The organism is Pseudomonas sp. AGC41, from assembly GCF_057334555.1.
In genome coordinates this window covers 1-13,742 of the sequence record NZ_JBHFJB010000025.1, presented here as the reverse complement: position 1 = coordinate 13,742, position 13,742 = coordinate 1, and the positions used below count along the sequence as shown (strand labels likewise).

At 63.0% G+C, this 13,742-nt stretch carries 9 protein-coding genes and 1 pseudogene; 9 read left to right on the top strand and 1 reads right to left on the bottom strand.

Features of this window, described 5'->3' with window-relative positions; all coding sequences use genetic code 11:
- The 9 genes and pseudogenes from ACE04F_RS04165 to nudC form a co-directional block, all read left to right on the top strand.
- Positions 1 to 230, top strand: a pseudogene (locus ACE04F_RS04165) (hypothetical protein); the annotation flags it as partial.
- Positions 231 to 314: 84 nt separating this feature from the next.
- Complete coding sequence (locus ACE04F_RS04160; RefSeq protein ID WP_486105054.1) at positions 315 to 986, top strand: DUF3313 domain-containing protein; 672 nt, start codon at positions 315 to 317, stop codon at positions 984 to 986.
- Positions 987 to 1,091: 105 nt separating this feature from the next.
- Positions 1,092 to 1,592, top strand: a complete 501-nt coding sequence (gene tpx / locus ACE04F_RS04155; RefSeq protein WP_486105052.1) for a thiol peroxidase — start codon at positions 1,092 to 1,094, stop codon at positions 1,590 to 1,592.
- Between the two features lie 205 nt (positions 1,593 to 1,797).
- Entirely contained in the window at positions 1,798 to 3,114 is a 1,317-nt protein-coding gene (locus ACE04F_RS04150; RefSeq protein WP_486105050.1) for an MdtA/MuxA family multidrug efflux RND transporter periplasmic adaptor subunit, read from the top strand.
- Positions 3,111 to 6,206 (top strand): MdtB/MuxB family multidrug efflux RND transporter permease subunit, encoded by a 3,096-nt coding sequence (locus ACE04F_RS04145; RefSeq protein ID WP_486105048.1) that lies wholly within the window; start codon positions 3,111 to 3,113, stop codon positions 6,204 to 6,206. Before ACE04F_RS04150 ends, ACE04F_RS04145 begins: the two co-directional genes overlap by 4 nt.
- A 147-nt stretch (positions 6,207 to 6,353) precedes the next feature.
- Positions 6,354 to 9,458, top strand: coding sequence for an efflux RND transporter permease subunit (locus ACE04F_RS04140; protein WP_486105046.1), 3,105 nt, complete (start codon positions 6,354 to 6,356; stop codon positions 9,456 to 9,458).
- Positions 9,455 to 10,936 (top strand): efflux transporter outer membrane subunit, encoded by a 1,482-nt coding sequence (locus tag ACE04F_RS04135; RefSeq protein WP_486105044.1) that lies wholly within the window; start codon positions 9,455 to 9,457, stop codon positions 10,934 to 10,936. The genes ACE04F_RS04140 and ACE04F_RS04135 overlap by 4 nt, the downstream gene beginning before the upstream one ends.
- A 254-nt stretch (positions 10,937 to 11,190) precedes the next feature.
- Positions 11,191 to 12,003, top strand: coding sequence for a crotonase/enoyl-CoA hydratase family protein (locus ACE04F_RS04130; protein ID WP_486105042.1), 813 nt, complete (start codon positions 11,191 to 11,193; stop codon positions 12,001 to 12,003).
- 6 nt (positions 12,004 to 12,009) lie between these two features.
- Positions 12,010 to 12,840 (top strand): NAD(+) diphosphatase, encoded by an 831-nt coding sequence (gene nudC, locus ACE04F_RS04125; RefSeq protein WP_486105040.1) that lies wholly within the window; start codon positions 12,010 to 12,012, stop codon positions 12,838 to 12,840.
- On the opposite strand, the gene ACE04F_RS04120 is transcribed toward nudC, so the two are convergent.
- Positions 12,808 to 13,587 (bottom strand): TSUP family transporter, encoded by a 780-nt coding sequence (locus ACE04F_RS04120; protein WP_305500574.1) that lies wholly within the window; start codon positions 13,585 to 13,587, stop codon positions 12,808 to 12,810. The two genes, nudC and ACE04F_RS04120, sit on opposite strands and share 33 nt — an antisense overlap.
- Positions 13,588 to 13,742 lie beyond the last annotated feature (155 nt).

Below are 13,742 nucleotides of genomic sequence, written 5' to 3'. Positions count from 1 at the left end.
AAGACGGCGGCGCGGTTCTTTTGCGTACGCAGCCGTGCGAACCTGTCATCACCGCGCTTCGCAACACCCACCGCCACTCGCCACGGCAGCATTTCCCTGGTTTGCCAGCCGCCATCGACGCAGTGGCAATGGCGCAGGACCAACGGTTGAAGGATCCGGACACCTACGTCTTCGATGCAAATTTCCTCGCTCAGCAGTTGCAAAGTCTTATACCGCGCGAGCGAAGCTGAATGCGCTTGGCCGGGCAAAACCCCGCGCATTGGCTATACCTGTAGTTCCGCCCCCCGTCGGGTGTGGCTTACAGGAGTAACAGCATGAAGTTCGCCTCCATGATCGGCACCGTTTGCATTGCCTCGCTCGCGCTCGCTGGCTGCTCCAGCAAAGTCACTCAGCCGGACGAGTATTCCGGGTTCCTGGGGGACTACAGCCGGCTCAAGGAAGAAAAATCGCCGTCGGGGGCCGAGGTGATGCGCTGGGTCGATCCGAAGATCGATCTGGCGAAGTACTCCAGCATCTATATCGAACCGACCCAGCTGTACCCCAAGCCGCAAGCGACGGTGAAGATCCCGTCGGCAACATTGGCCGGTATCACCAGCTACTACGACCAGGCGCTCAAGCGTGAAGCCGGTAAGTCCCTGCCGCTGGCGACCAGCCCTGGCCCGGGTGTCCTGGTGGTGCGGGCGGCGATCACCGCGGTCAGCAGCAAGACCGAGGGCCTGAAACCCTACGAAGTGATTCCGATTGCCCTGGTGGCCGCCGCGGTCAGTACCGCCAGCGGCATTCGCGACCAGGAGACCACGTTGGGCACCGAAGCGGTGTTTCTCGACGGTGGCAATAACGCGGTGGTTGCCCAAGTGGTGCGCAAGGGCACGGGTAAGCCGTTGTCGAACGAGTCCCAGGTCATGAAACCCGATGACGTCAAAGGCGTCATCGATGGCTGGGCGGCGGATCTGCATCAATCCTATCTACAGCTCAAGGCTAAATAGCGGGTCCGTGACTCGTGACTTTTTGCATGCAGGCATAGGTCGGAGCACCATTTCATGGTTAACTCCGGCCTCACCATTTTCAAACCTGTCAGAAGGAATCCGTTCATGGCTCAAGTCACCCTCAAAGGCAACCCTGTCCAAGTCAACGGCCAATTGCCCCAAGTCGGTTCCAAGGCGCCAGCCTTTTCCCTGGTTGCCGGCAATCTGTCGGACGTTTCCCTGAACGACTTCGCCGGCAAGCGCAAAGTGCTGAACATTTTCCCCAGCGTCGACACGCCGACCTGCGCCACTTCCGTGCGCAAGTTCAACGCCCAGGCCAACGATCTGAACAACACCGTAGTGCTGTGCATCTCCGCCGACCTGCCGTTCGCCCAGGCCCGTTTCTGTGGTGCCGAAGGCCTGGAAAACGTGCAGAACCTGTCGACCCTGCGCGGTGCCGAGTTCATTGAGAACTACGGCGTTGCCATTGCCGATGGCCCGCTCAAAGGCCTGACCGCCCGTGCCGTGGTCGTGCTGGATGAAAACGACACCGTGCTGCACAGCGAACTGGTCAAGGAAATCGCTGAAGAGCCGAACTACGACGCTGCGCTCGCTGCTCTGAAATAAGGGCTTTGAAATAACTGCTCTGAAATAAAGTATTTATTACAATTGTTAACGGCCTGGCCTGACCAGGCCGTTTTCATTTGTGTTTTCAAGGCTTTAGCTGACCAGACAGAATGTAAGCCCAAGGTAAATTGCCGGTAAAGGCGCTTTGCTAAATATCCGCCAGTGCTTATCGTTCAGCCTCCTGTAAAAGAAGCTCACGCGCCCAATGGTTGACCACTCCATGCAATCCTCTGTTTCCCGCAAATCCCGTCGCTGGCTGTTCGGCCTGTTTGTCGTACTGGTCATCGCGTTGCTGACCTGGAAGTTCTGGCCCGCCAGTACCGAGCCGAAAAACGGCGCAGAGCAGAAAGCCGCGGCTGGACACGCGGGACGCTCGGGTGGCATGCGGCCAGGGTTTGGCGGTGCGACGGGGCCGATTCCGGTTCGGGTGGCACCAGCGGTCACCGGGGATTTTCCCCTGTATTACAAGGCGCTGGGCACCGTCACCGCGCTCAATACGATCAACGTGCGCAGCCGGGTCGGTGGCGAGTTGGTGAAGATCGCCTTTGAGGAAGGGCAGATGGTCAAGGCCGGCGACCTGTTGGCAGAAATTGATCCGCGTCCGTACCAGAACGCCTTGCTCCAGGCCGAAGGCACGCTGCTGCAAAACCAGGCCCAACTGAAAAATGCCCAGGTCGACCTGGAACGCTATCGCGGCCTGTACGCCGAAGACAGTATCGCCAAGCAGACCCTCGATACCGCCGCCGCGCTGGTGGGCCAGTACCAGGGGACGGTCAAGACCAACCAGGCGGCGGTCAACGACGCCAAGCTCAACCTGGAATTCACCAGGATCCGCGCGCCGATCAGTGGCCGCGTAGGTCTGCGTCAGCTGGACATCGGCAACCTGGTGGCCGCCAACGACACCACGGCCCTGGCCGTCATCACCCAGACCCAGCCCATCAGCGTCGTGTTCACCCTGCCGGAGAACAACCTCGAAACCGTGCTCGCCCGCTATCGCAGCGGAGCGAAACTACCGGTCGAGGCCTGGGACCGTGGCGATGTGAAACTCCAGGCCAGCGGTGTGCTGCAGAGCCTGGACAACCAGATCGATGTCACCACCGGCACCTTGAAATTCAAGGCTCGCTACGAAAACCGCGACCAGTCGCTGTTTCCCAACCAGTTCGTCAACGTGCGCCTGCTGGCCGACACCCTCAAGGGCGTGGTCCTGGCGCCGACCGCAGCCATCCAGTTCGGCACCAACGGCACCTTCGTCTACGCCCTCGATGGCGACAAGAAGGTCACCATCAGGAAGCTCAAGATCGGTGCCAGCGATGGCGAAAAAACCATTGTCACCGAGGGCCTTGCCGCCGGCGACAGGGTGGTGCTCGAAGGCACCGACCGCTTGAAGGAGGGCAGCGAGGTGGAAGTGGTCAATGACAGCCAGGAGGTGCCGACCACGCCGACCGAACACCTGCAAGGCAAGACGGCCGCGGCCCCAACTGAGCCGGCCGTGGCCGATAAGGCGAAAAAGGGCGGCGCATGAATCTTTCGCGGCTGTTCATCCTTCGCCCGGTCGCCACCACGCTGAGCATGCTGGCGATTGTCCTGGCCGGCCTGATTGCCTACCGGCTGCTGCCGGTGTCGGCATTGCCCCAGGTCGACTACCCGACCATCCGCGTGATGACGCTGTATCCGGGCGCCAGTCCCGACGTCATGACCAGCGCGGTGACCGCGCCCCTGGAGCGGCAGTTCGGGCAGATGCCGGGCCTCACCCAAATGGCTTCCACCAGTTCCGGCGGAGCATCGGTGATCACCCTGCGTTTCAATCTGGACATCAACATGGATGTCGCCGAGCAGCAGGTGCAGGCCGCGATCAACGCCGCGACCAATCTGTTGCCTACCGATCTACCGGCGCCGCCGGTGTACAACAAGGTCAACCCCGCGGACACCCCGGTGCTGACTCTGGCGATCACTTCCAAGACCATGCTGCTGCCCAAGCTCAATGACCTGGTGGACACGCGCATGGCGCAGAAGATCGCTCAGATCAGCGGCGTCGGCATGGTGACCATCGCCGGCGGCCAGCGCCAGGCCGTGCGGATCAAGGTCAACCCGGAGGCACTCGCGGCCGCCGGGCTGAACCTGGCCGATGTGCGGACCCTGATCGGCGCTTCCAACGTCAACCAGCCCAAGGGCAACTTCGACGGCCCGACTCGGGTCTCGATGCTCGATGCCAACGATCAGCTGACCTCGCCCAAGGACTACGCCGAACTGATCCTGGCCTACGCCAACGGCGCGCCGTTGCGGCTCAAGGACGTGGCACAGATCGTCGACGGCGCGGAGAACGAACGCCTCGCCGCCTGGGCCAACGAAAACCAGGCCGTGCTGCTGAACATCCAGCGCCAGCCCGGGGCCAACGTCATCGAGGTGGTGGACCGGATCAAGGCGCTGCTGCCGAGCATCACCGATAACCTGCCGGCCGGCCTCGAAGTGACCGTGCTGACCGACCGCACCCAGACCATCCGCGCCTCCGTCACCGATGTGCAGCACGAACTGCTGATCGCCATTGCCCTGGTGGTGATGGTGACGTTCCTGTTCCTGCGCCGCGTCAGCGCCACGATCATTCCGTCGGTGGCCGTGCCGCTGTCGCTGATCGGTACATTTGGCGTGATGTACCTGGCCGGGTTTTCCATCAACAACCTGACCTTGATGGCGCTGACCATCGCCACCGGTTTTGTGGTGGACGATGCCATCGTCATGTTGGAGAACGTTGCGCGCTTCATCGAGGAGGGCGACAGCCCGATGCAAGCCGCGCTGAAGGGCGCCAGGCAGATCGGTTTCACCCTGATTTCCCTGACGCTGTCGTTGATTGCGGTGCTGATTCCGCTGTTGTTCATGGCGGACGTGGTCGGGCGATTGTTCCGCGAGTTCGCCATCACCCTGGCGGTGGCGATCCTGATCTCGCTGGTGGTGTCCCTGACCCTGACGCCGATGATGTGCGCCCGCTTGCTCAAGCGTGAGCCCAAGGAACAGGAGCAGGGCCGCTTCTACCGGGCCAGCGGCGCCTGGATCGATTGGTTGATTGCCGCCTACGGACGCAAGTTGCAATGGGTGCTCAAGCATCAGCCACTGACCCTGCTGGTGGCGGTGGGCAGCCTGGTGCTGACGGTGGTGTTGTACCTGGCCGTGCCCAAGGGCTTTTTCCCGGTGCAGGACACGGGCGTGATTCAGGGCATTTCCGAAGCGCCGCAGTCGATTTCCTTCGCCGCCATGAGCGAGCGCCAGCAGCAGCTGGCCAAGGTCATCCTCGCCGACCCGGCGGTGCAGAGCCTGTCCTCTTACATCGGTGTCGACGGCGACAATGCCACGCTCAACAGCGGGCGTCTGCTGATCAACCTCAAGCCTCACAGCGAGCGGGACGACAGCGCCAGCGCGATCATCACCCGCCTGCAACCGCAACTCGACCGGCTGGTGGGCATTCGCCTGTTCATGCAGCCGGTGCAAGACCTGACCATCGAAGACCGGGTCAGCCGCACCCAATACCAGTTCAGCCTGTCGTCGCCGGACGCCGAGTTGCTCAGCCTGTGGAGCGGTCGCCTGGTCGAGGCCCTGGCCCAGCAGCCGGAACTGACTGATGTCGCCAGTGACCTGCAGGACAAGGGCTTGCAGGTCTACCTGGTCATCGACCGCGATGCCGCGTCACGCCTGGGCGTGTCGGTGTCGAACATCACCGATGCGCTGTACGACGCTTTCGGCCAGCGGCAGATCTCCACCATCTATACCCAGGCCAGTCAGTACCGTGTGGTGCTTCAGGCCCAGGCCGGGGAAAGGATCGGACCGCAGGCCCTGGACCAGATCCACGTCAAGACCACTGATGGCGGGCAGGTCCGCCTGTCGAGCCTGGCCCGTGTCGAAGAGCGTCAGGCACAACTGGCAATCGCCCACATCGGCCAGTTCCCGGCAGTGATGATGTCGTTCAACCTGGCGCCGGGCGTGGCCCTCGGGCACGCGGTGGAGGTGATCGAAAAGGTCCAGCAGGACATCGGCATGCCAGTGGGCGTGCAGACCGAGTTCCAGGGCGCGGCGCAGGCGTTCCAGGCATCGCTGTCGAGCACTTTGCTGCTGATCCTGGCTGCGGTGGTGACCATGTACATCGTGCTGGGGGTCTTGTACGAAAGTTACATCCATCCGATCACCATCCTGTCCACCTTGCCCTCGGCGGCCATCGGCGCTTTGCTGGCGTTGATCCTCACCGGCAATGACCTGGGCATGATCGCGATCATCGGCATTATCCTGCTGATCGGCATCGTCAAGAAAAACGCGATCATGATGATCGACTTCGCCCTGGACGCCGAACGCAACCAGGGTCTGGATCCGCAGACGGCGATCTATCAGGCCGCGTTGCTGCGCTTCCGGCCAATTCTGATGACCACGCTGGCGGCGCTGTTTGGCGCGGTGCCCCTGATGCTCGCCACCGGCTCCGGCGCCGAGTTGCGCCAACCGTTGGGCCTGGTGATGGTGGGCGGGTTGCTGGTGAGCCAGGTGTTGACCTTGTTCACCACCCCGGTGATCTACCTGTACTTCGATCGTCTGGGCCGTCGGTTTGTCCGGCCTGAAGGGAAAGAGGTGCGGGTATGACGTCCGGACTCCGCGGGTGCCTTCCGTGGGGGGGAGCTTGCTCCCGCTGGGTCGCGCAGCGGCCCCTTTTGTGAGCGCTGCGCACTCAAGCGGGAGCAAGCTCCCTCGCCACAAGAGCCTGTTCGTTGAAAGCTGGAGCGGCGACCAGTGAACCTCTCCGGCCCTTTCATCCGCCGCCCCGTGGCGACGATGCTGCTGAGCTTCGCCATCATGTTGCTCGGCGGTGTGTGCTTTGGCTTGCTGCCGGTGTCGCCGTTGCCGCAGATGGATTTCCCGGTGATCGTGGTCCAGGCCAACCTGCCGGGGGCGAGTCCCGAGGTGATGGCTTCCACCGTGGCGACGCCGCTGGAGCGTTCCTTCGGTGCGATCGCCGGGGTCAACACCATGAGCAGTCGGTCCAGCCAGGGCTCGACCCGGGTGATCCTGCAATTCGACCTGGACCGCGACATCAACGGTGCGGCGCGGGAGGTGCAGGCAGCCATCAATGCCTCGCGCAACCTGCTGCCCAGCGGGATGCGCAGCATGCCGACCTACAAGAAGGTCAACCCGTCCCAGGCGCCGATCATGGTGCTGTCGCTGACCTCGGATGTGCTGGAGAAAGGCCAGCTCTACGACCTGGCCTCGACCATCCTGTCCCAGAGCCTGTCCCAGGTGTCGGGCGTGGGCGAGGTGCAGATCGGCGGCAGTTCGCTGCCGGCGGTGCGCATCGAACTGGAGCCGCAATTGCTCAACCAGTACGGCGTGGCGCTGGACGATGTGCGAACGGCGATTGCCAACAGCAACGTGCGCCGGCCGAAGGGCTCGGTCGAGGACGACCAGCGGATGTGGCAAGTCCAGGCCAACGACCAACTGGAAAAGGCCAAGGATTACGAAACACTGATCATCCGCTACCAGGATGGCTCGGTGTTGCGGCTCAAGGACGTGGCCAAGGTCAGCGACGGCGTCGAGGATCGCTACAACAGCGGTTTCTTCAACGACGATGCCGCCGTGTTGCTGGTGATCAATCGCCAGGCCGGTGCCAACATCATCGAGACCGTGAACGAGATCAAGGCCCAGTTGCCGGTCTTGCAGGCCGTGTTGCCCGCCAGCGTCAAGCTGAACCTGGCGATGGATCGCTCGCCGGTGATCAAGGCGACCCTGCACGAAGCGGAAATGACCTTGCTGATCGCCGTCGCCCTGGTGGTACTGGTGGTGTTCCTGTTTCTCGGCAATTTTCGCGCTTCGCTGATCCCGACCCTGGCGGTGCCGGTGTCGCTGGTGGGCACGTTCGCGGTGATGTATCTGTACGGTTTCTCGCTGAACAATCTGTCGTTGATGGCGTTGATCCTCGCCACCGGGCTGGTGGTGGACGATGCCATCGTGGTGCTGGAAAACATCTCCCGGCACATCGATCAGGGCGTGCCGCCGCTGAAGGCCGCGTACCTGGGAGCGGAGGAGGTAGGCTTCACGTTGCTCTCTATGAACGCCTCGCTGGTGGCGGTGTTCCTGTCGATCCTGTTCATGGGCGGGATCGTCGAGAGCCTGTTCCGGGAGTTTTCCATCACCCTGGCGGCGGCCATCGTCGTCTCGCTTATCGTGTCCCTGACGCTCACGCCGATGCTCTGTGCGCGCTGGCTCAAGCCTCACGTGCCAGGGCAGGAGAACCGTTTGCAGCGTTGGAGCCAGGGCGCCAACGAAAGCATGGTCCGTGGCTATGCACGCACGCTGGACTGGGTATTGCGCCATCGGCGCCTGACCTTGCTCAGTCTGCTGGTGACCATCGGCGTGAACATCGCGTTGTATGTAGTGGTGCCGAAAACCTTCATGCCCCAGCAGGACACTGGCCAGTTGATCGGCTTCGTGCGCGGTGACGACGGGCTGTCGTTCAACGTGATGCAACCGAAGATGGAAATGTTCCGTCGCGCGGTGCTCAAGGACGAGGCCGTCCAGAGCGTGGCCGGTTTTATCGGCGGCAACAACGGCACCAACAACGCCTTCATGCTGGTGCGTCTCAAGCCGATCAACGAGCGCCGGATTTCCGCGCAGAAAGTCATCGAGCGCCTGCGCAAGGAGATGCCCAAGGTGCCCGGCGGCCAGTTGATGCTGATGGCCGACCAGGACCTGCAGTTCGGTGGCGGCCGCGAGCAGACCACCTCGCAATATTCCTACATTCTGCAGAGCGCCGACCTGGCGTCGCTGCGCGAGTGGTACCCAAAGGTCGTCGCCGCGTTCCGCGCCTTGCCGGAGCTTACCGCCATCGATGCCCGTGACGGTGGCGGGGCACAGCAGGTAACGCTGATTGTGGACCGCGACCAGGCCAAGCGCCTGGGCATCGACATGGACATGGTCACATCGGTGTTGAACAACGCCTACAGCCAGCGGCAGATATCAACCATCTACGACAGCCTCAACCAGTACCAGGTGGTCATGGAGGTCAATCCCAAATACGCCCAGGACCCCAACACCCTCGAACAGGTCCAGGTGATTACCGCCGATGGCGCACGGGTCCCGCTGTCCGCGATTGCCCATTACGAGAACAGCCTGGAAGACGACCGGGTCAGTCATGAAGGCCAATTCGCTTCGGAGGGCATCTCCTTCGACATGGCCGAAGGCGTGACCGTGGAGCAGGGCACGGCCGCCATCGAACGGGCGATTGCCAAGCTGGGGATGCCCGAAGACGTCATCGCGAAAATGGCCGGGACCGCCGACGCTTTCGCCGCCACCCAGAAAAGCCAGCCGTTCATGGTGCTCGGCGCGCTGCTGGCGGTGTATCTGGTCCTGGGCGTGCTGTATGAAAGCTACATCCACCCGTTGACCATCCTGTCGACGTTGCCGTCGGCCGGCGTTGGCGCGTTGCTGTCGATCTACGTGCTGGGCAGCGAGTTCAGCCTGATCTCGCTGCTGGGGCTGTTCCTGCTGATTGGCGTGGTGAAGAAAAACGCGATCCTGATGATCGACCTCGCGCTGCAACTGGAGCGCGCCGGCCAGACGCCGTTGGAGTCGATTCGCAGCGCCTGCCTGTTGCGCTTGCGGCCGATCCTGATGACGACGGTGGCGGCGATCCTCGGTGCCTTGCCGCTGTTGCTCGGCGGTGCCGAAGGTTCGGAGATGCGCCAGCCGCTGGGCCTGACCATCATCGGCGGCCTGGTGTTCAGCCAGGTCCTGACGCTCTACACCACGCCGGTGGTTTACCTTTATCTCGATAACCTGCGCCACCGCTTCAACCGCTGGCGTGGGGTGCGCACCGATGCTGCCCTGGAAACTCCGCTATGACCGACCATTCGCTTTTCAACCTTGCCGCACCGCTGGCAGCCGCCCGTGGCTCGCGGGTATTGAGCCTGGCGCTGTGCGTGGCGCTGCTCAGTGCCTGCGCGATCGGCCCGGATTACCAGCGCCCGGCGGCCGCTGCGCCGGTGCAGTACAAGGAAGCCCAAGGGTGGCGCCAGGCCAACCCCAGCGACGCCTTGGCCCGGGGCGCCTGGTGGGAGCTGTACAGCGATGCCCGGCTGAATGAACTGGTGGCAAAGCTCAACGCATCCAACCAGACCGTGGCCCAGGCCGAAGCCCAGTATCGTCAGGCCCAGGCGTTGGCGCGCAGTGCGCGGGGCGCTTTTTTCCCAACGGTCGACCTGACCGTTGGCAAGAACCGCTCCAGCCAAGGCACCGGCAGCAGCAGTTCGAGCCTGAGCAGTTCTTCCAGCGGCATTCGCGACACCTACAGCGCCCAGGCCGGGGTGAGCTGGGAAGCGGATGTCTGGGGCAAGTTGCGCCGCACCCTGGAAGCCGATGAAGCCAGCGCGCAAGCCAGCTTTGCCGACCTGGCGGCGATGCGCCTGAGCCAGCAGTCGGAGCTGGTACAGAACTACTTGCAGTTGCGGGTCATCGACCAACAGAAGCGCTTGTTGCAGACCACGGTCGATAACTACCAGCGCTCATTAAAAATGACCGAAAACCAGTACCGCGCCGGGGTCTCAGGCAAGGACGCGGTGGCCCAGGCGCAGAACCAGCTCAAGACCACCCAGGGCGACCTGATCGACCTGATCTGGCAGCGGGCCCAGTTCGAAAACGCCATCGCCGTGCTGATCGGCCTGCCTCCCGCCGAATTCAGCCTGGCCGAAACCGAGGACGTCCCGGCGCTGCCGCAGGTCCCGGTGGCGCTGCCCTCGCAGTTGCTCGAACGGCGTCCGGACATCGCGTCGGCCGAGCGCTCGGTGATGGCCGCCAATGCCAACATCGGCGTGGCGAAGGCGGCCTATTATCCGGACCTGACCTTGAGCCTGAGCGGCGGCTATAGCAGCAGTACCTACGATAACTGGGTGAGTGTACCGAACCGCTTCTGGTCGGTCGGGCCACAGCTGGCGATGACGCTGTTCGACGGCGGCCAGCGTTCGGCGGAAGTCGACCGCAGCGTCGCGGCCTACGACCAGACCGTGGCGACCTATCGGCAGACCGTGCTCGACGGTTTTCGCGAAGTCGAGAACTATATGATCCAGCTCAAGGTGCTCGAAGACGAAGCCCGCGTGCGCCAGGAAGCCCTCGACGCCGCCCGCGAGTCCTTGCGCCTGACCCAGAACCAGTACCGGGCCGGCTTGATCGGCTACCTCGACGTGGTGACCGTCCAGGCCACCGCCCTGAGCAACGAACGCAGCGTGCTGAGCCTGCAACAGAGCCGCTTGATCGCCAGCGTGCAACTGATCGCGGCGCTGGGCGGCGGGTGGGATGGGCAGTTGCAGGTGAGCGACAAACCATAATCGCGCCAAGTTTTTCGTGGCGAGGGAGCTTGCTCCCGCTGGGCTGCGCAGCGGCCCCTGGATCTGCCACCTCGGTGTGTCAGTCAGCCAGCGTTCAGCTTTTTGGGGCCGCTGCGCAGCCCAGCGGGAGCAAGCTCCCTCGCCACGGGATTCGCAGGCCTTCAGTCCCGCTTTTGGCCGATGCGCTGCCTACGTCCCTTGATGATGGCTTGGTATAGTTCAGGCCTCTTTTCAGCCGGTAAAGGATCACTGCCATGTCGCAATACCAAGCATTCAACGTCGAACTTGCAGACAAAATCGCCCATGTGCAGATCAATCGCCCGGACAAGATCAATGCCATGAACGCCGCGTTCTGGAGTGAGATCATCGAGATCTTCCAGTGGATCGATGATACCGACGAAGTGCGGGTGGTGGTCCTGAGCGGTGCCGGCAAGCATTTTTCGTCGGGCATCGACCTGATGATGCTGGCCGGAGTGGCGAACGAACTGGGCAAGGACGTCGGCCGCAACGCCCGTGTGCTACGGCGCAAGATCCTGCAACTGCAGGCCTCGTTCAACGCCGTGGACAATTGCCGCAAACCGGTTCTCGCGGCGATCCAGGGTTATTGCCTGGGCGGTGCCATTGACCTGATTTCTACCTGCGACATGCGCTACGCGGCCGAGGATGCGCAGTTCTCCATCAAGGAAATCGACATCGGCATGGCGGCCGATGTTGGCACATTGCAACGCTTGCCCCGGATCATCGGGGACGGCATGCTGCGTGAACTGGCTTATACGGGGCGTACTTTTGGTGCCGACGAAGCGCGCAGCATTGGCCTGGTCAATCGTGTCTACAGCGATAGCGCCAGCCTGCTTGACGGGGTAATGGGCATTGCCCGGGAAATCGCCGCCAAGTCGCCGATCGCCATAGCCGGCACCAAGGAAATGATCGGCTACATGCGTGACCACGGCATCGACGACGGGCTGGAATACGTCGCCACGTGGAATGCCGCCATGTTGCAATCCAACGATTTGCGCGTGGCCATGGCCGCCCATATGAGCAAACAGAAACCCGAATTTCTGGATTGATCGATCATGATTTCACGCTGGACCACCGCAGTACTCGACACCGACCTCGCGGGCGGCTGGGCCGTGGCCCGCAGCCCGGAGGGCTTTCTCTACGACGACAACGGCGCATTGTTTCCCCGCGAGTGGCTCAAGCGCCAGGACCTGTCGATCCTCGCCGAGCACGGTATCGGCCATCTCGACGGCGAGCCGGTCTATCTGCTTGAACTGCACAGCTCGCTGGAGATTCCCGGCTGCCACTGGAAAGGCCTGCGGGCCTTCATGCTCGAGGACGACCACACGCTGTTCAAGGTGTTGGGTTATGCGGCGCAGATCGGCACCTGGGCTCGCGAACATCGCTTTTGTGGCAGTTGCGGCCAGCGCATGACCCAGGTGCCGCGAGAGCGGGCGATGTACTGCGAGGCCTGCGAGCTGCGGCATTACCCGCGAATCTCGCCGAGCATGATCGTACTGATTACCCGTGGCGATGAGGTCTTGCTGGCGCGTTCGCCGCGCTTTGTCACCGGTGTCTACAGCACCCTGGCCGGGTTTGCCGAGCCGGGCGAGTCGGCCGAGGATTGCCTGGTCCGGGAGGTACGCGAGGAGGTCAGCATCGAAGTGAAGAACATCCAGTACGTGGGCAGCCAGTGCTGGCCGTTTCCCCATTCGATGATGCTGGGTTTTCATGCCGAATATGCCGGCGGTGAGATCGTGCCCCAGGAAGACGAGATCGAGGACGCCCAATGGTTCAGCGTCCATGACCTGCCGCCGTTGCCGGCCTCGCGCTCCATCGCCCGCTACCTGATCGACCTGTACGTCGCCCGGCGTCTAGGCCACGCTGAACCAGTGCTGCCAGGCTAGGCGCACGGTCAGGCCCAGCACCACGGTGATGAACACCGGGCGGATGAACTTCGCGCCGCCGCTGATGGCGGTGCGCGCGCCGAAGAACGCGCCGACCATCACCGACAGGCCCATGCTCAGGCCGATGATCCAATCCACCTGGCCCGAAAAGATGAACACCGACAGCGCCGCGATGTTGCTGACGAAGTTCATGCTGCGGGCCACGCCGCTGGCCTTGACCAGGTCGATGGGGTAGAGCAGCAGGCTGCTGACGGTCCAGAACGCACCGGTGCCCGGGCCGGCCACGCCGTCGTAGAAACCCAAGGTGAAACCCTGGGATGACTGCCAGGTCTTCTTGATCGGTGCATTGCTGTCCAGCGGCGCCTTGGGCGTGCCGCCGAACAGCAGGTACAGGCCGCAGGCAAAGACAATCACCGGCAGCATCTTGTTCAGCCACTCGGCGGGCAGGTAATGAGCAACGACGGCGCCGACCAAGGCACCGACCAGCGTGCCGACGAGGGCGTGGGTCCATTGCCGTGGATGAAACAGCTTGCGCTTGTAAAAGGTAAAACTGGCCGTGGCCGAGCCGAAGGTCGAGCTGAGCTTGTTGGTGCCCAGCACCAGGTGCGGTGGCAGCCCGGCGGTCAGCAGCGCCGGCGTGGTCAGCAGCCCACCGCCGCCGGCGATGGCGTCGATGAAGCCGGCGATGAACGCGACGACGGCAAGGATAGCGAGGGTGGAGAGATCGACGCTGAGTTCAAAGGGCATGGAATGAGGCTTATTCGGCAGGGCGCAGCAAGGCTGCGGGAAAGGCCGCTATGTTACCCATAACGACGCCGGGCCGCGACTGCCTCAAATCGTGGCGAGGGAGCTTGCTCCCGCTGGGCTGCGCAGCGGCCCCAGATGGCCGGACGCGGTAGATC